We start from the raw sequence: 26,724 nt of genomic DNA on the forward strand, positions 1-26,724 counted from the left end.
GTTTCACCTGCTTGATGAGAAGTCTTTGAGGGTTCCTTGGATTTCTTCTCTTTCATCATCCTTCTCAAATATTTCTGCGTTAAGATCCAAATTAAGAAGTTCCCCAGTCTCACCTGCTGCAAGATTTCGTGCTAGTTCCCAGTCTCCATGGTTTTGAGGAAGAACCCGCAGTAATGCTTCCAGAGTGGCCTTAAATGCTGGATCGGAATCACAGTTTCTGTCGCTCATCCAGTTCCAAGCTTCAGTAGCCCCTCGTACGTCGTATATATGCATTGCAGCATGAACCTTATCTAGATCTGTGGAGAAAGATAATGAGTCTGGGTTGACCGGTTTACGTCCAGATCGAGTATCTGGGTCTTTGTTGATGCTCTGAACTCTGTCGCCATGGGGTCTTAGAATAATATTATCTTGGCTTTTTCTCCACATCCGTCTCTCGTCTTTAAGTTTAGCGATGTCTGTACCAACCCCGATAGCGAGTCTATTTGCTTCGTCGAAGGGGAACTTCTTTGCTCCAAAGACGAACCAGGAAAGGAGATACCATCGGGAATCTTGATCAACATCTCGAACTTCTTTATTCAGATATTTTTCAGTCAGATAGTCCAGAACAGCCTCCCGAGCCTCATCAAGAGCAGCCTCGGGCCTAACCTCCTCACCTTGTGAATTTACAACGGGGTAGTTTTCTGTGAATACTTGGAGAGTAGGACCGAACGACGCCAATATCAGGTCAACTTTCGTGAAGTCGACATCCCTCTCTTCTAACGAGTGGACTCGCTCAACAGCCGCATTTTTAGTTTCTTTTCTTATATCATCCCATAGACTGGCAGACTCATCTTGTTTGTCTCTCTTTTCACTTGTGAGTAGAATTGTACTCTCTGCTGAGTTTCGACCCTGCTGTTGGACTCGATCTGGCGTCTCAGTACTAATCGGATGAGTCGCAGAAATTGCGAATCCGGCTTCAATGAGACCGGTAGTCAAGGTATCCCACGCTTCGGTTTCCTTATGAGTAAACATCATCGTGAAGACCCCATCATCAGCTAAAGTTCGGTGGATCTCGTCAAACATGTCGGTCATCCTACTCTCATACTTTTGTCGAGCGAGTTCTTTCTTCGAAGTCCCTTCTCCGGCTATTCCTTCGAATAGCGAAGGATTAGCAACTGCCTCTGACTCCTTATCAGTGACATCATCTAGGAACCAAGTTGGATAGATATCATCTAGATATTTTTTTAACCATACATAAAAGAAATCAGATAATTCTGCGTACATAATACTGCTATAGTACGGTGGATCTAGTACGACTACATCTACAGACTCATCCTCTAGTGACAAGTTAGCAGCATCCCCTTGGAAAATCTGTAAAGGTGTCTCGGGTTCCCCAGATAATTCTTTGAGCTCCTCGTACACTTCTACTATCGAGTCAAGTACCCATTGATACCCGTGATCCTCTGTTATGAGATGGCTTTCCGCAAAGTCCCACGCGAATGCAAAGTCAGATCCTGCGAAGGTATGGCCAATTTTTGGTCTGGAAGCATCCCAAGCAGACATCCTACTGTTATAATCAAGCGCTTTATCAGAACCAATGGCCAAGAACGTGAGAATAGCTTCAGCCTCTACATCAGAGTACGACGATTGGATTTCAGACTTGGATTCCTCGAATGCTTGCCAATAGGTGTAGTGGGCAAGCAGCTGGCGGGGTGAAAACATATCTCGCCATTCAAATATTCCGCGGCGTCTTGGTTCGGAAGTTTTCTCCCCGTCAGGGATTTCGGTTGCGAGAAATGTGGATAAGTCTGGGTCATTCTCGACCCGATCCACTGCTTTAGAGATAGCTTCTTTTTCCTCCTCATTTGTTACCCGAAAGCCACGCTCTCCCCGTTGTTCGTATCTCACTGCCATACTTTGATAGTCAAAGTCACCAGACTGGAGCTTTGAGTTTATTTCTTCTCCATCAATTACTACGTCGCAATTCAAGCATGTCGCCTTTCCATGTGAGATAGTACCGCTAGTTGGGTTAAATTCTGAAGTTTCTGTATCTTCAGGAATACGTACAATCTCAAAATCTGCCCTCAAATCCTCCTGATCAACTATCGGGCGGATGGCTATTCCCCTGACAGGGCCGGTATCTTTATCTAACCACCAATTACCTGCCAGCGGAAGTTCAAATCCACAGTCTGGGCAAGTAATTTTGTGGGCCCAGATCGTTTCAAGTACCCTTTCTCCTGGGTTGGTCGGATAGTACTCTTTTAATTTATTCCGTGCAATCTCATTAATGCGCTCTCCCCATTTTTCAATGTCATCAGAGAGATCAGACTCAATTCTTGGATGTTCGAGTACCGCTTTTAGAATGACTGAGGCTACCGGATTTAGCTCGTTTGCTATGGTGGGGAAACCATAACGCAGACTCTCAAACGGAATGGATCCCCCACCTGCTGTGGAGTCCATTACTGTAGGAAGTTCTCCTCCCCATGCTGTTTTTATTGCCTTATGAAGACGATCTCTTTCTTTACCCTGTGGGACTCTTTTATATGATTTCCTATATCCATATAAATCGTAGACTCTCCCAGACCACTCCTCCTTCATCTCCTTTCTTTGTCTAACGTGTTCTGCTACTGTATCTTCAGCAGATTTGTTATCTGGATTAATTTCCATCCACCTAAGCAGAGTGTCATCGTCGACTGAATCAGGTAGAACTGAAGCTAAGATAGCTAGTCGGGAAGCGGGAGTCGGCCGTCTAGCCCACCAATTATGGATATAATTTTGCGGAGGAAGATCTGAGTAATTCTTTCTCTCGCGTTCATTTTCAATGCCGACTGCTCTAATCGGAAGTGGGTCTTGGATCTTTAGCCGTGGTCGATTTCGATTTTTCTTAGTCATGATTACTTGTGATGGGTTAGTAGTGTTCGAAGAGCCTTTTCTCCGCTCGGGCTATTCGGCGAACGACATTTGGCGTGCCAATAGTAGCACTCTTCTAAACTCATACGTGCAACGCCACGGGTGAGTGTTCGCATCCGATCGACTCGCTGTATCGGTTTGATACCGATGAATCCGAGTGAGAGCCGAACTCCCGGTTCTTCGGGTATAAGGACAGTTGCAGATCCGGTCCCGGTGACCAGCGACGGATCAATATCCGCGTCTCTGAGAGCTTCATCGATAAGCTGGAGGAGACACCGAAGGTGGGGACCGGAGAGTCGTCGTACTTTCATAGCGACCCAATTATCCCACGTCCAATCCTCCGCACCCTCTACGTTTTCACCAATCACTTCGTGGAACGGATGGGTTTTCGACGACCGTTGCCGGCGCCGTTCCAGCCGACGCTGGCGTGCGTCAGCCTGCTCAGTTGGAAGGAACTCGTAGAGTGTGATTGTCGCTTCGTTCCCTGTCTCGTCACGAACGAGGGCGAACGTGGGACGTCCACCGTATACGCTACTCCCGAGCGCGAAGGTCTCTGCCCGTTCCTCGTCTCGTTGAATGCTCATGAGTCGTCACCTTCGATGTTCGTCGGTCCGCCGGCCTGCGCTCTGACGGTGATGTTCGTCCCGTCGAGTTCCTCACCGAGCTGGGCGAGCACGTCGTCTTCGTCGCCGTCGATGGCCTCCGGTTCGTCCATCTGGAACTTAAAGCTCAGCTTGACCTTCTGATTACCACCTGCCCGGTCGCTAAAGCCTTCGGGACTCTGATTCAGCGTGGTGAAGGCATCAAGCGGCCCGGTGAAGTTAGCGTTGAAGGTTGCCTCACCGTTACCCATCTCCGCACGGCTCTTGTAGTCGAGATCCACAGTGATGGACTCACTCCGGGACTTCACGGGCGACCGTTGCGCGACGAAGGACCCGTGCTTGAACGGCTGATCGCCTTCGATCTGGACGATGAGTGAGTCGATTCCCGGCGTCGCATCACTACCGGCTTGGGAGACGGCGTGCCCCCGAATTTCGCTGAAGGCCCGCTTCGCGCTCATCGATCCGGTGGATTTGTTCCACGTCCCACCGGGGCCCGTTTTGCAGTCCTCGCAGAGGACGGGCTCGTCGGCTTTCGTCTTGCCGTCGACCTGTTCTCCGCAGTTGTCACACTCGGCAGGTTTGTTCCGACATTCCTCACAGATCTTGTGGGTGCTCTGGGGTGGGAGGTCCTTACCGCAGTTCGCACATTCCGTCAGCTCCGGCGGACGAATCTCGTCGGCGTGCTGATCAAGGAGGTCTTCGATACTCTCGAAGAGTTCGTACTCGTCGCCGATCTTGACCTGCGAATCCGTAATCGAGGTCGTGACGTCCGGCGACTCCGGGAGCGGCGCGTCGTGTTGCCAATTGTTTGGCTGGGACTGGGCGTTCCAGTAGGCTGTCCCCGTCTCGCTATCCCAGTAGGCGTACTCGTGATCTGAGACCATTCTTGCGATGGTCTTTCGCAGCGGTTTCGTACTTAAGAGGAAGGGGAGCCCGGGCTTCCGGGCGAACTGTGCTTCCAGGTCCGCCGTCGTCATCCGGCGCTTCTGGCTCTGCCACAGCTTCTGCTCGAACCAGACCTTTCCTTTGGGCTGGTCGTCGTCCCGGATAATCCGGTTCATGTCCTCGAGCGTGGTTCGGACCGCGTCGACGAGCTTCGTCCCGCCACCGGCGTCGACGGACGTGATGGTCACGTGCGTTAGCCCGTCGTCCTCGACGTAGAACAGGTGCCGATAGACGTTCCGAACGCTCTCACCGAGGAGCCCCCGTGATTCGTCTTCCCTGTCCCGGAGTTCTTGAAGCTGTTCATCGGAGAGATCCGCTGTCTGCTGGGAGTCATCCCTAAGATCCTCGATGGCTTCGAGCCGCGTCGCCTGGTCGACGGCATTCTCGAGGAGTTCGGAATCGGGGGCAAGGAACAGGACGTAGTTCTTGTACGATCGGCTTTGAATTGTCCCTCCATGTTTCGCAGCGGTCTTCTCGTATAGCTCCTGGATTTTATCTGGAACTTTGGTTTCCTCCCCTCGATCGGTTTGTACGGGTGCCGTGAGCATATGCATAATCGAGAGTGTTGGCGTGGAGCCATCATCCGCTACGTCTGCAGGCTCCTCTGGGAACATCTCGATGTTGAAGCCCCCGCTTCCGACCTCGCGATCCAGTCGGGCTTCGAACCGGCTCCGAGCTTGCTCTTCAGAGGTGTTCTGAATTCGTTGGTCGATGATCCGAATCAGGTTCGGCTCAGCTTTGAATCGGATTTGATCCTCGTCGTAGAGGTAGTAGCACGCGACGTTCATATCGTCGCCACCGAGGTTCTTCAGGGCGTTATCGTAGTGGTCGAAGGAGACGCCAGGATGGGCTACTGCCTCGTTGAGCCCTCGTCGAGCGATTCCTGACGCCTGTTCACCGAACGCCAGACTATTCCAGAGCACCGTCGTCGTGATGTGGGACCCGAGCGCGGGGATGCCCTTCTCCGTCCACTTCTGGTCCTCGAGTTGGGCGTGTGCGGTCCCGTCACGAGTATAGATGTCCGCAGTCACCGCCGCACTCAGATCGACGAACTCGAACAGGGATTCGTTGAGTGTCGCCCGAATACTCCCGTCCGGAGCATCGTCTGCCGGCGTGAGATCGTAGAGACGGAGGAAGTGACGGTCATACTCTTCGGGCTGGTAATTCCACAGGTAGTGAATCGCTCGCCCGAGCAGTTTCAGTGCTCCACGAGTCCGCTGGAAGTCCGGGATCGTATCGATCTTCTCGGTTAGCGTTTCGAGAACAGTAGGGTGGAATGGGTATTCCCGTTCGAGTTTCGAGCGGTAACTGTCCTCGCTAACCTCCTGCGGGAACTGACGGGGGGCTTCGTCGTAGAAGTGGAAGTACTGCTCAGCCACCGTCGTCGCCACATCTGTATCGATTTCGTCGAACAGTCGATGCTGGAGAACAGCCCCGACTTCCGTCTCGCCGGTAGGAGTGATCACCTTCTGCTGGCGCTGGACGACAGCGTCCAGTTCATCGACCAGGCCACGGACCTCTTCGGCCTCCTCTTTGAACGCCGAGTCCGCGATACTGTAAATGACGGTGAGTGAGTCAGCTTGGGCGGCTGTCTCCAGTAGTGACTTCATGAAGGAGACGGTCTGACTGGCCAGGGTAGCCCCGCCGACCTCGAGCGTCGACGCGTCCTCGAGGTACTCCGCGATCTCGTCAATAAGGACCACGGAGGGCTGGTCACTCTGTTCCAGAAGATCCTTCAGCGTGTTCTGACCAGGGGCCTGCCGGTCCCGGTCGTAGTCCTCAATCTCCCGATAGCCGTCCAGCCCGAACAGCTGGTAGGCAATCTCGCCCCACATCGTGTTCGTATCCGGGGCGTTCGGGTCAGTCCGACTACTTCGGGCGCTGCGAGCGTCGACGTGCCCGCCGACGAAGACGGCTGAATTTGCTTCGAGTCCATCGGAAACAGCGTCCAGATAATCGGTCGCCAGCTCGTCCTTATCGACGAACTTTGAGAGATTTCCAATCTCGATCGGGTTGTTTGCGAGATGATACGAGGCTATGAGGTCGTGAGTTTTCCCGCCGCCGAAGGTCGTATCGAGACAGAGAATACTGCTCTTGTAGCCGTGCGTCTCCCGGTCCGCGGCTGCCAGAAACCGACCCGACAGGTTGCTCAACAGTGTGGTCAACCCTTCTGTCGGATACGTAGTATCGAAAAACTCCGCAGGATCACGATACACAGGGGCGGCTTCATCAGGCTCGTGGGCGACGGTCGCGAGGTTTGCAGCGAATTGCTCCTCCTCCAACGTTCCGTCGATAACGTCGGAGCGAGGCTGGCAGGCCTCGAAGAGCGAAGTCACCTCCTCATTTTGTGTACTCATCGTATAACAAGACGTGTTTTTCACACCACCTTAAAAGTTCGAACCTGTGTGACCAGCATCTGACAGCAACTTGCCACCGGAATTCACCATAATTAGTTAAATGCTCTTGGTCAGAACAGGCCCTCGTGCAAGGTATTCAGTTCTGCTATGCCTAAAGTCTGGATTCAGTTAGGAGATCTTGTGCCAATATCGCTCCGTGTCAAAGAGATCATAAGTTTGGGAGGAACCTATGACGACGCTTGTTCGAACGAGGGCCCGTACAGAATTCTGTTATAAAATCAGCTAACGGTTTCAGCACTCACTTGATGATGTTGTTGGGAACTGACATCGATCACGTGGATAGAGAGTAATTGATCATCTGGTCCTCCATCCGGCCGACGATAGATACGTGAATACGGGGTATCGCTCATTTCATCCTCCAATTCGAAGTCTCCCTCGAGTTCGTCCAACCTCTCATCTATTTTCTCCCACACGCTTCTGATGCCGACTTTTTGAAAATCATCTGACTCAAAGAAGATAATGATAGAGTTGAATCTCTCACCCTGATCGTATGTCGCCAGTTGTCCGAGAGGTTTTTCGAGATTCGATTTCACGCCTGAATTGCTCTCATTCCAGTACTTACATTCGCCGATGTAGATGACTTCCCCTTCATCATTCCGCAGGCGAATATCAGAGGGTCCTCGTCCGGTTTCTGCCTCACGGGTGAGATTACCGTCGATGCGTTGATCCAGTCCAACAGTGATGACACTCCGATACCCTTCCTCGTCAAGTTCGCTAAGATCACCAGCAGATAATCCAAGTCCTTCGCCGGCATCGTCGATCATCTCCACCAGCCGACTGAAACTATCGTAATCAAATTCGCCATCCACCAAGTCGGCAGTACTGGTCTCCGTACCCACATCATCGAAGAGAGCATTTAATGATCCCCTGAAGGCCTCGGCTGTCTCACCCGAGTCAAGTTGATCTTTGATGAACCCCTCGATGCCCCTGAAAGAGCTCTGCCTTACTATACTTGACAGTGAATCTGATGCAGTGTCGTCCGATGCATGACTGATACCTGCCAAGAGTCCAGCAGCGGTCAGATATCTCCTGCTTCTCGGAAGGTCCCCATCAGAAGCTTGATTATACAAAACCTGAAGTATTGTATTTACCTCCTCGATAGAGTCGGCCTTGATGTTCGAGAAAACAAGGGAACGGTCTTCAGATTCAAGTCTTAGATTTTTCCTTTCAGATACTGTCTGGTGAGACGCGAAGTAGAGGCGATAGTGTTTAGTACCGACAACAGCACGGAGAATATCATCCGCAAACTCCTGACTGAGAACTCCTTCATCATTATGTTTTGCAAACACCACGTCTCCGTCGTCGGTTTCCCGTTCGAATTTCTTTACATTGGACTCGGACAGCTCGACCCTTGAGCTGTGTTCTGTATACGCTGTTTCATTTCCAACAAGGTTGCGGTAGATGCGGCTAGCTGTCAGCCATCCGTGCTTGAATTGGATGACATCGCGTTCGAATTTCGAAACATGTTCGCTCCGTGTAAGTCCGAACCATCCCCCTTCAAAATTGTATTCCAGCATATGGGGTTCGCCTTTGAGTGATTTCTCAATCAAGAACGAGTTCGAATCCGCATTGAGCGATAGGGAACTGTCTTCGAGCATGGCCAAACATTGGTTTCGTGAAAAAGAGTACGTCAAAGTATATCTGTCGTCGTAGAGCGGATTCCCGTTGATATATACCTCCCGTTCAGGAATCTCCCGGAGCACATCGTCAGAGAGGACTCCGAAAATCTGCATGAACGTTGTCGACTCCGTATAGTAGTCAGCGTCCACAGCTGAATCGCCACCATCAGCCGATGGCTCTAATGCAAACATGCTGATGACGCTATCTTTGTCGACACGATCTCCACTGATCAGTTCGTTTGAATCTTTCACCCATCCCTCACTAGCATGGTAGTGTGCCACGAGTACTTCGGAGTCCGTGCTGTGGAATAACAATCCCTTATCGGTCTTTTGTACTGGATGGAGCTGTTTTGACAGTGATGTGATATTCTCTTTAATTATCTCCTCCTTTCCATCCTCTGCCCAAGATTGCTGATAAACCCTTGAGAGCTCGAAATTAGTTGTTAACTCATCCTCTGAGTTTAATCTATCTGCAAAGGTTCTTTTCAACTCCTCTATGAATCCAGATTGAACCTGAACATCTGTAACAACCTTTCCCAGTTTTGGTGAATCGTTTTCAGAAAGTGTCCCTAAATCAACAACGAAACTTGGCATTAACCCTAGTATATTACCCAACTACAATTATATTGTGCCAATTTTCAGACACCAGGATTCGAACCGCTTTGGTGCCTCACCACAAAGGGACTCTGAAGATGTCCGGGTACTAGCGACTCTCGACTGAGTTCTCAGACCTCTTTGATTTATTTTGACTGTTCTCAGTAGCCACTCCTAAGCTGTCAGCCTCGCCAAGAGTGAAGTGAGACGATCCCTTGATGACTATTATTCAATGTGTAATACACTTCTAACTGGTCCCCAAAATTCAAATTTAGAACAAGTTGCTTTTGAGCAGGCTGATGTAATCGCTGGTGAATTTCCTGGTTCGATCCTCTACATAGCTCGGAACGACGCTCGCCGCAGTACTGTTGAGGATAGCTGGGCCGCGTCACACGACCCACTCTGCCTTCGCGCTGAGACGCTTGATGCGGTCGTTCGGAACTGGTATGAGCATCTCCACGGTCCGGTCCAACCGCTCTCCGGGCAGTTGAACCGCCGGCTCACGGAGTATGCGCTCGACAGAACGACAGCCGAGACAGAGGGAGCTCTCGCCGGCGAACCCGCCTCGGCCTCTCTCGCGGATTCATTCAGTAGCCGCTTCTCGCTCTTCGACGACGCCGGCGTCGGGACTGCCGACGCGTTAGCAGCGGAATTCGAGAGCTCAGCTCTCGATGACCGTATTGCAACAGCGACCGTCGACGCCTACCGCCACTACCGGGATCTCCACTCCGACTATCTCGACGAGTGGGTGAGTACCCGAGGAAAGATGTTCCATACCGTCGCGACGGCAGACCAATCGCTATCAGCACTCTCACCGGAACTTGATGTGGTTATACTCTCGGGCTATCATGAGTTCCGGCCTGTCGAACGTCGCCTCATCGAACGCCTCGCCGACGACTTCCCGATGATCGCACTCCTCCCGCTTCATCAGAATGGCCAGAGCGGGGTCGACGCCGTTGCGACAGACGCCTTGGATGTTTATCAATCGCTGGACTTCGAGAGGGAAGCAATCGAGCCAGTCGATGAGACCGGGAAAGACTTCGGTACAATCACCGATGCCCTCTATCGACCGGCCCCCGACGACATTTCGGTCCCTGATTCCCTCCGATGGCGTGAACTCCCAACGCCCGAGCGCGAGATTCGCTTCGTCGCTCGCGAGCTCCGGACTGAGTTGGCTAATGGTCGCGATCCCGACGACCTGGCCGTCGTCGTCCCCGGGACCGAGGCCTATTCGGGGTGCGTTGAGGACTCATTCGATACGTTCGACATCCCGCACGTCACAACAGCCGCCTCACAGCTGAACCGGACGTTCATCGGGAGTGTCGTACATGACCTGCTAAACCTCGCCGAATCCGATCCCCGTGCCGAGGATCTCACATCGCTGCTTTCGAATCCACTGGTCGACGTCGTCGATACAGACCAAGCCAATACCGTCACGGCAGCTGCTCGCCGGCGTGACACGGTTTCTGTGTCACCCCTGATCGACGATGTCGACGGCCAGGCGGCGGCGCTGATCGAGGATCTGCTGGCCACACTGGAGACGCTTCGAACGGGTGACGTCGAGGACGCAACCGAGACGCTCCGACGGCTATTGGACGACCGGTTCGAGCTGGAAGCGGCAACAGAGGACTACGCCAGCGGCGCCGAGCAAGCCGTTGAACAGCGGCATATGACCTCGTGGATGAGGTTCTCTCCTCGTTCGAGTCGCTGGCGGCGGTCAATAGCGAGCACTCCCCGCTGGCACTGTTCACCCGCGCCTTCGACGGCGTGCCGATCCGGGTTCCACAGCGCGCTGCCGGCGGCAAAGTCGAAGTGATGGGGCTGCTCGACGCCCGGATGCGCTCGTTCGAGAAGGTGTTCCTCGTGGGACTGACGAGCGAGCACTTCCCGGTGACACCGGAACGCCCGGCCTTCTTCGAGGAGATGACCGACGCCCATCCACGGTTCGACACCGGTGACGAGCGACTCCGTGGCCGCTATCTCTTCGCGACGCTGCTCGCGAACGTCGATGAACTCACAATCACCACACCAGAGACGGGCGACGACGAGTCCGCCGTCGTCCGGTCGCCGGTCCTCGACGAACTCCAGCGCGTGACCGGCATCGAACCCGAAGCCGGAGTCGACGACCGCGTGGGCTCCCGCGAGGACCTGCAGCGCCACATCGCCGCAACGACCGACCGGCGTGCGGCAGTCAGCCGCGCCGGCGACCGAGGTGACTTCTCCCCCGAGCAAACCAAGCGCACAGATCGTGGACTTCTCTGTGCTGACAACAGGAGAACGGCTGGCCTCTCCGAACACGACGGCGTGCTGGACCCCGAGACAGTCGCGGAGGTCTATCCTCCGTCGGAACGAGAACCCTACAGCGCGAGTCGAATCGAGCGATACGTCGAGTGTGGCTTCAAGTTCTACGCTGACAAAGTACTCGGAATCGAGGACCCCGACGACGTCGAGGTCGTCCCCACACCCCTCGAAACCGGGTCGTACATTCACGATGTCCTCGAACGGTTTTTCGCGGATCTGCAGGACGAGACCGAGGATGGTGTCGATCTCACGGACTTCGACGGGGACGACCTGGCGACGCACCTTCGCGAGATCGCCGTCGAGAAACTCCGTGATGCTGACTTCGAGTACGACGGCCTGTTCTACGAGCGGTGGAAAGCAGAGCTGTTCGCGGGCCTCGGTGAAGACGAGAGCGTCCCGTACGAGGCCGGGAGCAAACCCCACAACGCGCCAGAACAGGGATTGTTCACCACGTTCCTCGACAACGAACTCTCACGAGACGGCGCCGCCCGCCCACACCTGTTCGAAGCACCGTTTGGCGAGGGGCTTCCCGACTCGGATGCTGGCCCGTTCACGGTCGAGCGGCCGGACGGCTCGACCGTCTCGATTCGCGGATACATCGACCGTGTTGACGTGAGCCGGGACGGTGAGCACCCGTCTCTCACGCTTTACGACTACAAGACTGGGCGAGCACCGTATATGACCAAGACGACTGGCGGCACGAAGTTCCAGCTCCCAATCTATCTGCTCGCTGCGGCCAATGTCGTCGACGGTGATCTGTTCGACCAGGGATCGCTTTCAGCGACGTACTATCAGGTGCGACCCCCCAACGACCTCAAGGTTCCACGCGGAGTCGAGTCGAAGTTCGATTCCGAGGTCGAACTCCGCCGTTTCCTGAACGATGTCATTCCAGAGTGGTTGGGCCAGATCGACGAGGCGATCGGCAACGGACGGTTCCACACGACGCTTCTGTCGGCCCGCGGAGCGAACTGCCGATACTGTGACTACCGGCGGGCGTGCGATGTCCGCCATCACCGCAAGCGGGAGTTCGTCAACGAAGTTCACCAAGACGACGCCGCGTACGTACCGCTCCGTGTTCGCGATGACGAGGACATCGAGGCGGTGATGGGCGATGACTGAGGAAACCGAGGAGATTCAGCTCACAGAGGAACAGGAGGACGCGCTTGTCCAGGGCCGGAACGTCGCGATCACTGCCGGCGCTGGGACGGGGAAGACGACAACGCTCACGGAGCGGTACGTGACGATACTGGCCGAGAACCCGTCGCTCACGCCGGAGAACATTGTCACGATCACCTTCACGCGAAAGGCCGCTGCCGAACTGACCGAGCGCGTTCGGGAGGAAGTGTACAATCGGCTCGAAGCTGTCGACTTACCAGAGGCTTACCACCGCTGGCGAAACGTCCTCGACGATCTGGAGGACGGCTACGTCCACACCATTCACGCGTTCTGTACGCGGCTCTTGCGAGAGCGGGCTGTCGAAGCCCCGGTCCCGCTTGGGTTCGACGTGCTCGACGAAGACGGCGCCGCGACACTGCAGCGCGAGGTCGTGACCGAGTTCCTTGAGCGCAACCAGGATAGTGACGACATCGGGCTGCTCGCTCAGCTCTGGGGTCGCAACCAGTTGATCGATGTACTCGCTGGACTACTCGATGAACTCCCACAGAGCGAGTCCGTCCTCGAGGCGTGGCGCGACGCCGAGGTCGACGACTACGTCGATATCTGCTGGGAGGTCGTTTGTGATCTCGACGTCGACGACGCTCAACAGATACTGTATGCGGACGGACTCCTTGAGCAGTTACGCACGGTCGCGGGCCGCGTCGACCGTGAGGCCGCGATCAACGACGAGGACGGCCTTCGGGCCTACCGTACCTTCACCGAGGTCACGACAACACTCTCTGACGAGCCCGAGGAAAGCGATCCCCGCGACTGTCAGCGGGCAATCCTCGAGCTCTACGAGGCCTGTGAGAAGAAGAACGGCGGCCTGTACAGCAGTTCGGGGTACGTCGTCGGTGACCGGGACGATTGGGATGAGTACGGTGACGTCTACGACGACCTGAAGGATGCCATCGACGCGGTCATCGCGGCTGTCGAACCGCATGCGGATGCAGTCGAGACGACGCCAGGGGAACTGGAAACAAATAGCGCTCACTACGCGCTCGCCCTGATGCGGGTCTTCGAGGATGTCCTCGCAGCCTACACTGCCGAGAAGGACCGCCGCGATACGCTTGATTTTCCCGACGTAATCGAGACGACCCTCGAGTTCCTGCGAGCCAACGATGAGGTCACGGATCGGCTTCAAGAACAGTTTGCGGCCGTGATGGTCGACGAGTTCCAAGACACGGACCCACGCCAGTGGGAATTAGTGAAGCTCCTTACCGGCGTCGACGAACAGACGGCCTCGAACGTCTTCCTGGTCGGCGATGAGAAACAGAGCATCTACGGATTCCGCGGGGCCGACGTGACGACGTTCGGGGCGGCGAGAGCGGAACTTCAGGCCGTCAACGCAGCCCGTGGGGTCGACGATGTCCCCGACAGCGAGGCCGAGAGTCCGACCGCGCTCGAACTCTCCGGGAACTTCCGGACGCTGGATGAGCCGCTGTCGTTCCTGAACGAACTCTTCGAGTACCTGTTCCAGTCGGAGGGTGATACGCACGAACCCTACGAAGCACCACCACAAGATTTGACCACGCAACGTGACCGTATCGAGGACATCGAGGGGCTTACCGGGAGTGTCGAGTATCTCGCTGTGCCCGACGATGCCGACACTGCGACGGAACTCTTCGGCGACGACCATCCGGTCGCCGAAGGTGCGCTGGACCACACCATCGAGGCCGAGGCACAAGCGCTCGCTGCTCGACTGACCCACCTGTTCGACGATCCGCCGACAGTCCAAGACCCTGACACGGGTGCTCATCGTGACGCTACCCCGGACGACACGGCAATACTCCTTCGCCGGCGAACCCATCTGGATCGGTATCAGCGCGCCCTCGAGGAGTACGACATCCCTTACACTGTCGTCGGTGGCGTCGGGTTCTACGATACGCCTGAGGTCCAGGCGCTCACGAACCTGCTTAGGGTACTCGGTGACCCACAGGATGACGTCTCCCTTTATGGGGTGCTTCGGTCGTCGTTGTTCGGATTCGCGGATGATCGTCTCGCTCCGGCGGTCGCAGAGGCTGAGTCAGTGTGGGACGCACTCGCCGAGACGGACGACCCACAGTTAGCGGACGCCTTCGACCTCCTCACAACGTGGCGCACCCTCAGCGGGTGTTCGACGCCGTCTGAGGATGGCGTCCTCCCGTGGAACCGTCTGGTGTCTCGGGTGATCGACGACACGGGGTATCTAGCGAGTGTCAGCGCTGACGAGCGCGGTCAGCAGGCCGTTGCGAACGTCGAAAAGTTCCGCGATCAGGTCCGGACCTGGAGCGAGAATAGTGTTCACACCGCTGCCGGGTTGCTCCACCGGATTGACCGCCAGGCCGAGGTTGATCCCCGTGAGGGAGAAGCTGATATCGCTGGTGACGCTGCCGGTGTGCGGATTATGACGATTCATTCCGCGAAGGGATTGGAATTTCCGATTGTCACCGTCCCTGACCTTGGAAGTGACCTCAACTTCGGTCGCTCCGTCGATGAGCATGGGTACGTCCGACTCGTAGACGGTACTGATGAGGCGCCCCCGGTCCCGGCGGTCGGTGGGCCAAATCCAAGTGATGCGTTCGCCATCGAGAAGACGGCCGTTCACGAGTACGCGAACCGCCAGTTACTCCCGCAGGAGCGAGCGGAGGCAAAACGACTCCTCTACGTTGCGTGTACACGAACGCGAGATCACCTGCTGCTCTGTGGGACACTTGAGATCGACGTTGCCGATGACGGCGCCATCGAGCTCGGCGAGCCCGCTGCGTTCGACGATGCAACTCGGTGGCGAGACTGGGTTCAGCTAGCTCTTCTGGACGGTGATCTCATCGGTCAGGCGATGCGAGACGGACAGGCTCGTGGAGAGATCGACGACGCTAGCTATATAATTCGCAAGCCACCCCGTCCAGTCGACTGGGACAGAGACGACACCACCGGGGAGTCGGACCCAAAGATCTCGATTCCGTCACCGCCGACACAGACGCCTGCGAAACGCATTGCTGCGACGACGCTGGTCAATGCGGTCGCAAATGCAGCTGACGGCGGACACAGGTACACGGAAACCCACGAGTCGGCTGGGCTGAGTCCGACGACATTTGGGACGGTCGTACACAGAATCAACGAACTCCGCCCTCCGAGAGACGAGTGGCCAACGCTGATTCGACGGCTGAGCCGAATGGCCTGGGAAGAGCCGACAGAAAGTGACCTCGATGATGCAGTTACTCACGCTGTGGATGCAGTCGAATTTGTCGACCACATCGAGGCCACCACGCAACTCCAGGCGACCTATGATGAGTACTCCGTTGTGGCCCGACTTGATGGGGCACGCATTGTTGGGGACATTGACCGTCTGCTCGTGACGCCCGACAGCTACCATATCATCGACTACAAGACGAATGACCTCTCGGCAACTTCGACTGGCGAGTTGGCCGACCACTATCGGCCCCAGATGCTGGCGTACGCGTTGGCGCTCCTCCAGCATGACCCTGACCGAACTGTGCGGGCCTCGCTTCGGTTCACTGACGCCGGCGTCGAAGAACACTTCGAGTGGGATGCCAGCCAGCTCTCTGTGATCGAATCTGAACTGCGTTCGATGCTTGAATTGGTAGCAGAATCCTGACTGTCCACTGCAGGACCCAAAGCTAGTTCTTTCTAGGAGCTTGAAAATCCGATTCCTTATTCCAAGGAGTATCCGCAGAGTTTACGCTATACCACGCTTGGGAAGTTACGAAGTATAGGGATAACAGAATATTTGTCGACTGACTTCGGTCGCAATCACGCGATCTTTGGGTATTTTTCACTTCCACTACGCTGCCGGTAAGTATAATGGCAGTAATTTAAAATACATGGGTAGATGGTTGAGGTCAGATCCGAGAAACTGCAGCGGGCGGAGAGTAAAATCAGAGAGGATGGCAAAGATTTGCACATTTCCGGGGAGCCTGGTATGGGCAAGTCCGAGTTTTTATGTCATTTACAGAGACGGCTAGAACCAGAATATACTATCGTGGAGAAGGTGGTTCGGAGACAACATAATATCAATAGTATTGCTCGTGACATCCTGCACAGCGTTCGTCGAGAAGCGCCAGAACGGGATTCCAAGCCTAATCAAGTCACCAACATTTCTGCTGGAATTGGGCCAGTAAGTGGCGGTGGGACTGTTGACGACCGTGTTCGGGATATACACAAATTAGAAGACCTCACCACGGATTGGTCCGGGACACCATTGATTGTCTGCCTCGATGACATCCACAAAATCGCTGACGATGAACAAACAGTCTGTGATTTCATTGGTGAAGCCGCATCTGTACTAGGTGATCAAGTTCACCTAATCACTGCAGGTCGAATAACTGTCTCAGGGATTTCTGAAGTGCAACAAACACACCTCGGCTACTTTACAGTGAATCAGACCCGGAGATTTCTTCAGGGTGAATCCAAATCCCTCTCAGAGGAAACTGTCCGCAGTGTCCATTCTAAGGTAGACGGCCACCCACTCTATCTTGACCTATTGACAGCGAGCTCTGAGTCTGAAGAAGACTTTAGACTACCAGAAGAGATGGTCTACAGTACGATTGAGCAGCGGTACATAGAATCTCTTCCCCTGGAAACAGAGGAATTCCTTCGAGATATCGCGCCCCTTCCAGAGTTGGATGAAAAGAAAGTCAGCAACATTCTGGAGGGCAAATCTCAAACGGAGGTCAGTAGGAGCCTACGATCTCTCGAACAACGTGTCATTGTCCAAGAGGTCAATAGGACTGATGAAGGTGATAAGTTATATAAAATAAATGAGCACTTTCGAGAATTTTTAGTCCAGAAACATCCAAACTCCGAAGATATTCATAGATCAGCTTTTGATTACCACGTAAAAAAGCTGCGGGAGATATTCAATGACGACTCAGATGAGGTTTGGAGGCTCTTGCTCCCCCATGCATTCAATGTCAAACACCACTTGGAGGGGATCTATGGAGAAGGGAATCCAGAAGACTATCGCCAAGAAATTGACCGGCTCGGACTCACGTATCCAGAAAGGGCACCAGTAATTATCCATACTGGTCTCTCGCTGTTCAACACTGAGGTCATCTCTCTGTTTAGGGCCGAACAAGAGCGGTTCAGTGACTGGCTGCTTGAAGAAGCAGAAAATGAGCCGGTTGCAGAGCTGTTAGTCCAGCTGATTGAATTGATGCTAAGTCAATTCGATAGTGAGGACTCGATGGGACTATCGGATGTTCAGGTAGACGCCAGTGTTGATGATCTGCCGATGGAGTCCGAGCCTTTCAGCGATGTGGATTTAACTGACGAACAAGTCAAGCATTTACGCCAGTCAGTTATCTATACATTTAGCTTCTTCTTTGAGGAAGAACCATATCAAAGTGAAGAGCACCGTCAGCATGCTATCAAGAGTTTCGATAGGTACGGCATCTCTCCAGAAGTTCTTAGCGAGTTCAAAGAGCAAGTTGAGGCTGTATTACTTAATAGCGAGCTTGGGGACCAAGCGGGAGGGATTATTGAGGAATACTTTGAGTCAATGGAAACCGAATTGGAAAAAGCTGTTATGAGTAGTTTGGACATGTATGAGATGCGCTCGCAAACTCTAAAATTCGGCATGGATATGTTTGATAGTGTCCATAGAGAGGCTTTTCTAGAATCTGGCTTGATCGCAGATATTGCACTTGACTGTGGTGAGGCCCTTGAGCAGGCAGATAATCCGGCGTTTTCTTTGTTATGGTATACCCTGTTTCTATCCTACTTCCGGCAACATCAGGGAGAGGCAGACTGCTTTGAGGAACTTGTGGACCGATTTGAGGAACAGTTAGCAGAGAGAAGGTCTTATCAGGAGGGCATAGAGAACCCAATATTCTCTGCAGATAATACCGAAGAGACAGTTGAGTTAGAGTCGATAAAGAAGGACTGAATCTGTATGCTTTGGCACCAAAATATTCTCAATACATATAGTTGGCGCCCATACACGTGGGCAGTTCGCCGTATTTGTAGATCGGTGAGTGCGGTTCCATTTCTGTTTGTATCTCTGGAGGGATGCTTCTTCAAAAAAGTGTGAAAGGAAGTCCTTTCTACGGATCCCGCAAAAGGTGGATAACTTATACACTCGGTTGAGGCCGCAAGAAGTATGCCCGAGATCGGCACCTACGCCCGTGTCTCAACGACAGACCAGGACCCACAACGACAGCTCGACGAACTTCGAGAGTTTGGCAAAAACACGTATGACGAGCCAGAGATCCACACCTACGCAGATATCATCAGCGGGACTGAAACACAGCGTGGTGAAGAGTACCAGCGACTCCGTGTAGATATTGAAGACGGACCCTGGACGTCGTCGTTGTCCACGAACTCTCACGTCTTTCTCGACTCGGCGCCGGCGAAATCCACGGGTTCCTCGAGTTCTGTCTGAGTCACGAAACTGGCGTTCAAGATCTGGAAGTCGGACTGGAAATTAGCCTTGAGGATGGCCTCGTTGACAGAGCGGTGAGTCAGCTTATCGCCGGTGTGATGGGTGACCTCGCCCGGGTTGAGCACAAACAGAAGCTCCGTCGGATTCAATCCGGTATCGACGCTGCAAAAGAGGCTGGCCGATGGACTGGACGGCCCCCAGCTGGGTTCGATGTCAAAGACGGCTATCTCCAGGTCAACGCCGATGAGTTCCTGACTATTCGACGCGCGCTCGAACGCATTGAGCAAGGCTATACCTATGCTGACGCAGCTGATGGAACACGTGTCGCGGAATCAACGTTGCGGGTCCTCTATGACGACCGCCGTGACCTCTACTTCTACGCTGAAGCTGAAGACGAGCGCCTCCAAGCCGCCGCAGAAGAACTCGAGGCACTAGAGAAGCCGGATATTCCCGATGATACGAGTCTCCCCAGGCAAGAAATTCGAACTATCGTTCGCGATGAAATCTACCGCTATCAGCAGTAGTTAGGCAAACCTGCAAACTGTGCGATAACCCTCCGCATCGCATATTCATAGGAATAATGTTATTAACTAAATCAAAATATATTATTAGAATTGATGCTGCTTTGGGCATATATTAACAGCCAGTTTAATAATTCTGGGCTGTCCAGGATGAGAGACGAGACGATTGCAATGGAACATGATCATGCTACTGAGAATGGTCACGAGCACAGTGTTAGCGGCGGCGATAGCATCAGTAAACTCGGTGCCGTAGCAGGTATCAATCTGGTCGGATTCGTCGCTGAATTAGCTGGTGGGCTCTTGTTTGGTTCCGTCGCATTACTGAGTGACGCGCTGCATATGCTGTTTGACGCGCTGGCGTACGTGATGGCCTTTGCAGCTGCGGCCGTCGCTGACCGGTACGATAGGTCGCCGGAGTGGTCCTATGGGCTGCACCGACTCGAACCGCTCGCCGCGTTTCTGAACGGTGCGCTGTTGATTCCAATGGTAATCTACATCGTCTACGAGTCGTATCAGCGGTTTCTGAACCCGATTGATATTGGAACAGGCCCAACACTCGCAATCGCAGTGGCTGGCCTCGTAATCAATCTCGTGTCGGTCTATGTCGTCCAGGGTGGTGAGATGAATCTCAACGAACGCGGCGCGTTTTATCATCTGCTCGGTGATGCCGGCGGATCGGTCGCTGTTATTGTTTCAGTGGTGGCGATTGACCTCACCGGCCTTCGAGTCATCGACCCCGTTGTCGCTATTCTCATCGCCGGTATCGTTCTCTGGTCGGCTGGGAAACTCTTGCGAGGCAGCGGTATCATCTTCCTTCATAAAGGCCCCATCTCCGGTGAGGAAGTGGAGACAGCTGTCCTCCGTATCGACGGCGTCGAAGCTATCGAAGACCTCCACACGTGGCAGATCTGTAGCGAACTGACAATCGCGACGTTACACCTACGGACGGCAGTCGAGACGCTCGCCGCAGCGGACCGAATTCGCCGAGAGGTCCACGAGGCATTAGCCGATATTGGCGTGAATCACGCCACAATCGAATTCCTGCACAGTGAGCACGACGACCGCCTCGACGCCCACACTCACTGACGATGACTCCAACTACGACTCACGACGACACGCACCAGGACCACACTGGCACTCCGATGTATGAACTCTTGGGGGCAACCGAAGATAATGTCATCGCGCTCCGGATGCACAAGGGAACACGATCAGGGTACCAGGAGTTCTACGAGTTGTTAAGTGAGAAAACCATCCAATACGGGGCGATCCATGTCTACGAGGAGACCACTGACTGGACTGTGTGGACGTTCCTGACACACCTCGCCGGCCTGATTCCTGACCTACGATATGGATCGGAGTTCGCCATCGAGCGATACGCTGCAGTCGGTGACAACGTGTGGGCGAGGCTACTCTATGAATTGTGGAAGGTGATTCGTCCTCTCTGGCCCGTTGCACCGACGGAAATGCGGTATTTCGATGTCGATGACCGCGACGAAGCACTTCGCTGGGTCAAATACGGTGAGATAGTATGAGAATCTCTCAGGTTACGCGTAATCCCCAGAGTGTGGGGTTCATTCGTTTCTCGTCGGCGCTATAATCGCGACGGATTCCCAGAAAGTAGCGATACACGGAACGTTGACGATTGTCGTCTCTGCCCTCTTCCCATTTGCTGAAGAGCCATGGCTGCGGGAACACTATGGCGAAGAGTATGAAGCATTCCGTGAGCGGACCCCTCGGTTTGTCGGGTGGGATTTGCTGACCAAACTTTTGGGCGTGTCGTAGGACTCTCTCGGTTTCACTACATTCTCAGTCTGCTGGGCTGAAATCGGCAATTTCGCTGGAGCGTGTTGCTGATTCTATCGAGTAGACTAGACTCCCAGTGAACAAAGCAATACTCCCGGCGATAAAGAGTACACCTAGCGGTGATGCTGGGTCAACGAAGACCCAGTACAGTGGCGCCGCAATCGATGGCCCCGCTGCGAGAATCGCGATTTTCGCTACCAGCGGGCCACAGCACCCACAGGTACACGAGCCAACAACTGTCGCTGTGCCTGCAGTCCCCTCTGTAAGTCCAGCACTCTCCTCGATTCGCCAGTACCGAGCGATAATCCCTGCATTGAATCCGATGAGCGAACTCAGGAGACCAACAACTATCACCAGCCCTGGAGAGATTGCGAGGAAGAACGGAATGTGCGGCCGGACAACTTCGAGTGTCGGCCAAGAAACCAGTTGATAAATGACCGGTAAGACGACCAGTTTCGGCTCGTGTGGTAGCCCTTCTTCGGGAAATACGGAGAGATATCCTGTAATGAAGAGGAAAAACAGCCCAACGACGACCGCCACACCAATGCCGAAACGCCGGGCCACTGGGTCACGGAAGACGTCTCGAATAACGTGGGCTGCATCTTTTTTGAGGATATACCCAACAGCGATGGGGAGACTCAATGCCAGCAAGTATCCGAGGGGATGGGAGTTACTCGCTGGTCCTGGGATGAGATATGGGTAGGTCACCCACAGCCCCAAAATGAACCCAAGTCCGGTGTATCGAGGGCGCGTCCGCCATCTAAACCAACCGATTGAGAGACTCCCAATCATGATAGTAAGCCCGACAGCGAACGCTATCAAGGGGTACAACGACCGCGAAAACGGCATAGTCGCAGCCGAGTACTGGACATCAATCGAGAGTGCATCGAACAGAACAGCTCCCGTCGCTGCTGTTACGATACCGATAAAGACACCGGTGAGGGCCTGTTCGGGAGTGAGTCGACTATGTCGTTTGAATCCGACAGCTCCACCGACAATAGCAATCCCAACGAGGGTGAGCATGGCCCCATGTATCTCTGTGAGACCAGCGGCTCCGGTCACGCTATGTGCTGACGCGGTTGGGACCTGTGTCAATGCAATAATACAGGAGACAAGCACCGTGCCTGTCCGAACCCCGACGCCAGTCGAGCGAGTATTTGCTGACCCAGGTTGTATCTGCCACTGAGACCGGGTTCCCGTACTCATAGTACTATAGAATTTGGGTCCATCGTTTTGCATCCACTGGTACACCCTTCGAATTCCGTTGTCGTCGTCGGGATTTCTGAAACCACTCTGTCGATTCGCTCTTTTGCTTGCGATGCTTGTATGCTAGACGCTTGTATTTGCGTTTCATGTTCATCCGGAATCCATGAAGGCGATGAACTGAATGTGTTTGAGGAACCAAAACGGGAGGAATACACCGACCAGTGCAGCGAGTAGCACCGTCGTTGAAACTTGCCATACAATCTCTGCGATGACTGTTCCAAGAACTAGTACACCGTTGTACGCGATGGCGTTTATGACGATATCCGCTCCTGACTCAGGACGAGGCCAGTCGAGTACAGTGACTGAAATTGTGGGTGCCCGGCCCGTCCATATCACCAGTATGAGTCCTCCAACCCCACAAGAGAACCATGCCAGTACGGTTGGTGGCCACGAGAAGAGAATCGTACTGACGATAATCAGCAAAAGGACCGGAAGTACCGTTCCGACGATTTCGATGGCAGTGAACTCTCTAAACACAGAATAGTCTGTGCCACTCTGCTCAATCATAATAGGCGTTGCATCCATTGGAAGTTGGGTAAGTCCTATTCACTTCGTATCTCGACACTGGGGCTAGCAGCGCTGAAACTGCCAACATTTGTGCGCTATTCTCTATTTCGGCTATCGCGGTTCGGGTATATCAACGCATGGCGATGTCCTATGATGTGGGAAGCCGCACCTGTCTCATAATCAGGTACTGTATATTGACCAGTATGGAGCGCAGACAACTTCTCAAAACTACCGGCTTGTTAACGACCGGTGGAGTCATTGGCCTCGCTGGATGCAGCTCTGCGGAAGAAAACGGTAGCAACCGGACCAATACTAGAGAGCCGAACACTGTCCTGATGATTACTGAGGGCGGTGAGTACTATTTTGACCCAATCGGATTATTCGTCGAGCCTGGTGAGACTGTCACGTTTGAAATCCGGGGTGGCCGTCATTCAGCGACAGCGTACACTGAGGAGGCTACTTCGGCATCGGTAACGCGCATTCCTGCGGGTGCTGACTCTTTCGATAGTGGCACTCTCAATGCGCAAGGGGCCACATTTAATCATACGTTTGAAACAACAGGGACATACGATTATTTCTGTATCCCACACAAAACCATTGGAATGGTTGGCCGCATTGTGGTCGGTGAACCTGGTGGACCGGCTCAGGGGAGTATGCCACCGGACGGTTCTGTCCCAGAGAGTCAAACAATCGTTAATCAGGGCTCGCTATCTTATGAAGACTTCACCGGATGATGTACGGTATGACCGATAGCTTGTGTCGATTCACCGTGTAGAAGAAGGAGGCACATACGAGCTATCAGAATCCACCTGTCGAAGAAATATATGCACCTGCGAACTGTAATGCGTTGTACGCGCCGTGCATCAGGGCTGGGACGGTGAGATTGCCGGTGTACTCGTATGCGCCACCCAAGACCAGTGCCAAAATAAAGGCAATGGCTATGTAGACAAGTTTCCCCTCGCCCGACAACGAGAAGAGGTGGATTGATGCGAACAGTGCGCTTGCCAATATCACTGCTCTTGTGGGGTGGAGTGACTCTGCGAGTGTCCCCTGAACGAGTCCTCTGAACAGCAGTTCCTCACCTGGGCCCACTAACAGAAACGAGAGCGGGATGAGAATGAGAAACACGACTGGGTTCTGTTGACCGATGGTAACAACGGTGTTCTGCGCTGATTCGATATCCAGTATTGAGATTATTCCTGAGACTGACAACAGAAGAAGGATAAGAGCGATTGTCCCAACGACTGTGACTGCGATATCACGCTTATTGGGTACCGAAACGGGGACGAATCCGAATCCGAGCCCTCGAATTTTGAGATATACGAGTGCAAGGCCGCCAAAGGTGAGTCCCTGCAGTAGAACTGTACTCAGGAGTAGCCGTAGCGATGGCCGTGATGAGACATCGATTCCGACCACAAGCAGCACTGACGAGGCTCCAAGGACTACCATCGACCCGATAACGATTGGGACAAAAGTCAGTCCGATTGCAGTTGCGACAGAACGGATTCCTGTATCGAACCCGGATGTGTTATTCAAAATGCAACCCCACCATCTAGCAACTGCTTATTTTTGCCATGGTTATACATCTGGCGAGAATCATCAGTGACTCTGCTGTCAGCCTGTTTCTGAGACATTGTAATGCGCCGATAGCACGATTTTTGGGCCAACAAATTCAGTCAGTAATTCACAGTTCAATACTATAGTGGCACCTCGGATTCCTACCAACTGGGACACCGCCGCATGTTCATACGATACGGGCACCTTCTGTGTGATAAGGACCACCATGACTTCCGGAGGGACGTAACGATGTCTGATGATATCACTACACGGACCAGCGGTGACCGTGAACATGAGTCCCAGAAGCAGGAACCAGAGCGCGATGGCTCTGCCATCGAAGCCTGCCCAGAGTGTGGTGGTGGTATAATTGAAGACGAGGCTCACGGTGAACAGACCTGTGAGAGCTGTGGGTTAGTTTTCGAGGAAGCTCTCGTCGATCGAGGACCAGAGTGGCGAACCTTCGAAGCTGGCGACAACAGCAAAAAGAGTCGTGTAGGCGCTCCGACAACTAAGCTGATGCACGATAAGGGACTGAGTACAAAAATCAGCTGGCAGGACAAAGATGCCAATGGGGCAGCCATAGCTGCTCGGAAGCGGGCACGCTTACAGCGTCTTCGAACGTGGGACGAACGATTTCGGGCCAAGGACGCCACTGAACGGAACCTCAAACAGGCGTTCGGGGAAATCGACCGGATGGCATCCGCATTAGGTATCCCGGAATCTGTTCGTGAAACTGCTGGTGTACTATACCGGCGGGCAGCCGAAGAGGATCTACTCCCGGGGCGGTCAATAGAGGGCATGTCAACAGCAGCGTTGTATGCAGCCGCGCGGCAACAGGGAATGCCCCGTCCCCTTTCAGCGTTTGCTGATGTCAGTCGAGTCGAAGAGATTCGGATCCAACGGGCCTATCGATATCTCTCCCGTGAGCTCGGACTGACACTCGAACCCGAGGATCCTACGGAATACTTGCCTCAGTTCGCTTCTGCACTCGATGTGAGTGAGGAAGCACAGCGAGTGGCTCGCGACATTCTAGAAGTAGCGACTCAAAACGCGATTCAAAGTGGGAAGAGTCCAGCCGGATTAGCGGCCGCAGCATTGTATGCTTCTACCCACCTTACGAACGAGCAGTTAACACAAGAGACTGTGAGTAACGTCTGTCACATCTGCCAGACGACTATCCGGAGTCGCTATCAAGAACTCCTCGAAGTATACGCGGAACATCAATAACAGTGCCTGCATGTTCGAGACCCTTTCAGCGACTGAACACACCGAGTTGTATCGAATACACCGATGGTCGATTAGCATTCAATACCGCCATAACAAAACTCACATCTTCTCTCGCAAAAAAACGAGGCAGACAGCAAATGGGTGACAATCCGGGTTCTACCGTCGACACACCCCCTTTTCAGGCTGTTGTTGACGCGTTAGATGACCCAGATTGTCAAGCAATCCTCCGTGAAACAGTTGACCCTATGACTGCAACAGAACTTACCGAAGCGTGTGACATCCCTAAATCAACGTTGTACCGAAAACTGGACCTATTGAGCACGGCATCTCTCGTTCGAGAACGGGATCAAATAAATCCTGGTGGTGGGCGTGTCACGCAGTATGAACGGGACTTCGAGGATATCACCATTTCCATGACCAAGTCTGGTGAGTTCTCCGTCGCTGTTGACAGAGACCAGCGGACGACGGACGAACGGCTTGCAGATATCTGGTCCAAGATGGGTGACGAGCTGTGAACGCTGTTTTGACCGCAATTGCGGCCGTGAAGTTGGTGATTTTGCTCCTTGGTGGCGCAATTACCTATATTGCGTTTAGGGCTTATCGGCATACTAATTCCCCCTCGTTACGAGTGCTCGGTGTCGGATTCGGAATTATTACCTTCGGAGCGTTTCTCTCGGGTATCGCCAATCAGTTCTTTGCCGTCTCACTTGCAGTCGGCGTGCTCGCAAATAGTGTCTTCGTCGCTGCTGGTCTTGCTGTAATCATGTATTCACTCTACATCCAGCAGTGAATTTTCTCGGCGACTGGATTGAGCTTAATAGGTTTCATCCCCGATGATGTTATAGAACGATTCCCAAGGTGTTGTTTGCATCCGCAATTAGGTGAACTAGCTATTAGAACGAGCATGCGAACCTGATGCTGGCACAAAGTGTTTATCGA

17 protein-coding genes and 1 pseudogene are annotated in these 26,724 nt (G+C 53.7%); 11 read left to right on the forward strand and 7 right to left on the reverse strand.

Annotated elements, in window-relative coordinates; all coding sequences use genetic code 11:
• Nucleotides 1-3: 3 nt before the first annotated feature.
• The 4 genes from NDI86_RS17900 to NDI86_RS17910 form a co-directional block, all read right to left on the reverse strand.
• On the reverse strand, nt 4-2,871 hold the full coding sequence (locus NDI86_RS17900) for a DUF1156 domain-containing protein (protein WP_310901738.1): 2,868 nt from the start codon (nt 2,869-2,871) through the stop codon (nt 4-6).
• A gap of 2 nt (nt 2,872-2,873) precedes the next feature.
• The gene (locus NDI86_RS22275; RefSeq protein ID WP_470303457.1) at nt 2,874-3,473 is read right to left on the reverse strand and encodes a DUF7680 family protein; all 600 of its coding nucleotides are present in this window, start codon (nt 3,471-3,473) and stop codon (nt 2,874-2,876) included.
• A complete protein-coding gene (locus NDI86_RS17905; RefSeq protein ID WP_310901739.1) occupies nt 3,470-6,793 on the reverse strand; it encodes a DUF499 domain-containing protein in 3,324 nt (1,107 codons plus the stop codon). Before NDI86_RS17905 ends, NDI86_RS22275 begins: the two co-directional genes overlap by 4 nt.
• A gap of 278 nt (nt 6,794-7,071) precedes the next feature.
• A complete protein-coding gene (locus NDI86_RS17910; RefSeq protein ID WP_310901740.1) occupies nt 7,072-9,066 on the reverse strand; it encodes a hypothetical protein in 1,995 nt (664 codons plus the stop codon).
• Nucleotides 9,067-9,298: 232 nt separating this feature from the next.
• Here NDI86_RS17910 and NDI86_RS22180 point away from each other — a divergent pair.
• From NDI86_RS22180 to NDI86_RS17950, 7 genes and pseudogenes are all read left to right on the forward strand, one after another.
• Nucleotides 9,299-12,486 (forward strand): annotated as a pseudogene (locus NDI86_RS22180) (PD-(D/E)XK nuclease family protein).
• A complete protein-coding gene (locus NDI86_RS17925) occupies nt 12,479-16,120 on the forward strand; it encodes a UvrD-helicase domain-containing protein (RefSeq protein WP_310901742.1) in 3,642 nt (1,213 codons plus the stop codon). Before NDI86_RS22180 ends, NDI86_RS17925 begins: the two are co-directional and overlap by 8 nt.
• Nucleotides 16,121-16,354: 234 nt before the next feature.
• Complete coding sequence (locus NDI86_RS17930; RefSeq protein WP_310901743.1) at nt 16,355-18,409, forward strand: ATP-binding protein; 2,055 nt, start codon at nt 16,355-16,357, stop codon at nt 18,407-18,409.
• A 213-nt stretch (nt 18,410-18,622) separates the two neighbouring features.
• Nucleotides 18,623-18,904 (forward strand): recombinase family protein, encoded by a 282-nt coding sequence (locus tag NDI86_RS17935; RefSeq protein ID WP_310901744.1) that lies wholly within the window; start codon nt 18,623-18,625, stop codon nt 18,902-18,904.
• A complete protein-coding gene (locus tag NDI86_RS17940) occupies nt 18,877-19,428 on the forward strand; it encodes a serine integrase family protein (protein WP_310901751.1) in 552 nt (183 codons plus the stop codon). Before NDI86_RS17935 ends, NDI86_RS17940 begins: the two co-directional genes overlap by 28 nt.
• Nucleotides 19,429-19,575: 147 nt before the next feature.
• Complete coding sequence (locus NDI86_RS17945; RefSeq protein ID WP_220619733.1) at nt 19,576-20,511, forward strand: cation diffusion facilitator family transporter; 936 nt, start codon at nt 19,576-19,578, stop codon at nt 20,509-20,511.
• A gap of 56 nt (nt 20,512-20,567) precedes the next feature.
• Complete coding sequence (locus NDI86_RS17950) at nt 20,568-20,957, forward strand: SpoIIAA family protein (protein ID WP_220619734.1); 390 nt, start codon at nt 20,568-20,570, stop codon at nt 20,955-20,957.
• Between the two features lie 274 nt (nt 20,958-21,231).
• Here NDI86_RS17950 and NDI86_RS17955 read toward each other — a convergent pair whose 3' ends face one another.
• Nucleotides 21,232-22,251: a hypothetical protein gene (locus NDI86_RS17955; RefSeq protein WP_220619735.1), complete on the reverse strand. Its 1,020-nt coding sequence runs from the start codon at nt 22,249-22,251 to the stop codon at nt 21,232-21,234.
• 333 nt (nt 22,252-22,584) lie between these two features.
• Complete coding sequence (locus NDI86_RS17960) at nt 22,585-23,001, reverse strand: hypothetical protein (RefSeq protein ID WP_220619736.1); 417 nt, start codon at nt 22,999-23,001, stop codon at nt 22,585-22,587.
• Between the two features lie 335 nt (nt 23,002-23,336).
• On the opposite strand from NDI86_RS17960, the gene NDI86_RS17965 reads away from it, so the two are divergent.
• Nucleotides 23,337-23,735 (forward strand): plastocyanin/azurin family copper-binding protein, encoded by a 399-nt coding sequence (locus NDI86_RS17965; protein ID WP_236035639.1) that lies wholly within the window; start codon nt 23,337-23,339, stop codon nt 23,733-23,735.
• Nucleotides 23,736-23,799: 64 nt separating this feature from the next.
• On the opposite strand, the gene NDI86_RS17970 is transcribed toward NDI86_RS17965, so the two are convergent.
• Nucleotides 23,800-24,450: a CPBP family intramembrane glutamic endopeptidase gene (locus NDI86_RS17970; protein ID WP_220619738.1), complete on the reverse strand. Its 651-nt coding sequence runs from the start codon at nt 24,448-24,450 to the stop codon at nt 23,800-23,802.
• Nucleotides 24,451-24,807: 357 nt separating this feature from the next.
• On the opposite strand from NDI86_RS17970, the gene NDI86_RS17975 reads away from it, so the two are divergent.
• The 3 genes from NDI86_RS17975 to NDI86_RS17985 all read left to right on the forward strand — a co-directional run bounded on the left by NDI86_RS17975 (nt 24,808) and on the right by NDI86_RS17985 (nt 26,575).
• On the forward strand, nt 24,808-25,785 hold the full coding sequence (locus NDI86_RS17975; RefSeq protein ID WP_220619739.1) for a transcription initiation factor IIB: 978 nt from the start codon (nt 24,808-24,810) through the stop codon (nt 25,783-25,785).
• Nucleotides 25,786-25,922: 137 nt separating this feature from the next.
• Nucleotides 25,923-26,300 carry a winged helix-turn-helix domain-containing protein gene (locus NDI86_RS17980; RefSeq protein WP_121512959.1) on the forward strand — a complete coding sequence of 126 codons (378 nt, stop codon included), beginning with the start codon at nt 25,923-25,925 and terminating at the stop codon, nt 26,298-26,300.
• The gene (locus NDI86_RS17985) at nt 26,297-26,575 is read left to right on the forward strand and encodes a DUF7521 family protein (protein ID WP_121512958.1); all 279 of its coding nucleotides are present in this window, start codon (nt 26,297-26,299) and stop codon (nt 26,573-26,575) included. Before NDI86_RS17980 ends, NDI86_RS17985 begins: the two co-directional genes overlap by 4 nt.
• The last annotated feature ends 149 nt before the right edge of the window (nt 26,576-26,724 follow it).

This window comes from Haloarcula onubensis (assembly GCF_031624605.1).
GTDB lineage: Archaea > Halobacteriota > Halobacteria > Halobacteriales > Haloarculaceae > Haloarcula > Haloarcula onubensis.

What these genes read in the sequence shown, in the direction of transcription:
- NDI86_RS17900 (WP_310901738.1), bottom strand. Translation starts at nt 2,871, where the DNA reads ATGACTAAGAAAAATCGAAATCGACCACGGCTAAAGATCCAAGACCCA.
- NDI86_RS22275 (WP_470303457.1), bottom strand. Translation starts at nt 3,473, where the DNA reads ATGAGCATTCAACGAGACGAGGAACGGGCAGAGACCTTCGCGCTCGGG.
- NDI86_RS17905 (WP_310901739.1), bottom strand. Translation starts at nt 6,793, where the DNA reads ATGAGTACACAAAATGAGGAGGTGACTTCGCTCTTCGAGGCCTGCCAG.
- NDI86_RS17910 (WP_310901740.1), bottom strand. Translation starts at nt 9,066, where the DNA reads ATGCCAAGTTTCGTTGTTGATTTAGGGACACTTTCTGAAAACGATTCA.
- NDI86_RS17925 (WP_310901742.1), top strand. Translation starts at nt 12,479, where the DNA reads ATGACTGAGGAAACCGAGGAGATTCAGCTCACAGAGGAACAGGAGGAC.
- NDI86_RS17930 (WP_310901743.1), top strand. Translation starts at nt 16,355, where the DNA reads ATGGTTGAGGTCAGATCCGAGAAACTGCAGCGGGCGGAGAGTAAAATC.
- NDI86_RS17935 (WP_310901744.1), top strand. Translation starts at nt 18,623, where the DNA reads ATGCCCGAGATCGGCACCTACGCCCGTGTCTCAACGACAGACCAGGAC.
- NDI86_RS17945 (WP_220619733.1), top strand. Translation starts at nt 19,576, where the DNA reads ATGAGAGACGAGACGATTGCAATGGAACATGATCATGCTACTGAGAAT.
- NDI86_RS17950 (WP_220619734.1), top strand. Translation starts at nt 20,568, where the DNA reads ATGTATGAACTCTTGGGGGCAACCGAAGATAATGTCATCGCGCTCCGG.
- NDI86_RS17955 (WP_220619735.1), bottom strand. Translation starts at nt 22,251, where the DNA reads ATGCTCACCCTCGTTGGGATTGCTATTGTCGGTGGAGCTGTCGGATTC.
- NDI86_RS17960 (WP_220619736.1), bottom strand. Translation starts at nt 23,001, where the DNA reads ATGATTGAGCAGAGTGGCACAGACTATTCTGTGTTTAGAGAGTTCACT.
- NDI86_RS17965 (WP_236035639.1), top strand. Translation starts at nt 23,337, where the DNA reads ATGATTACTGAGGGCGGTGAGTACTATTTTGACCCAATCGGATTATTC.
- NDI86_RS17970 (WP_220619738.1), bottom strand. Translation starts at nt 24,450, where the DNA reads ATGGTAGTCCTTGGAGCCTCGTCAGTGCTGCTTGTGGTCGGAATCGAT.
- NDI86_RS17975 (WP_220619739.1), top strand. Translation starts at nt 24,808, where the DNA reads ATGTCTGATGATATCACTACACGGACCAGCGGTGACCGTGAACATGAG.
- NDI86_RS17980 (WP_121512959.1), top strand. Translation starts at nt 25,923, where the DNA reads ATGGGTGACAATCCGGGTTCTACCGTCGACACACCCCCTTTTCAGGCT.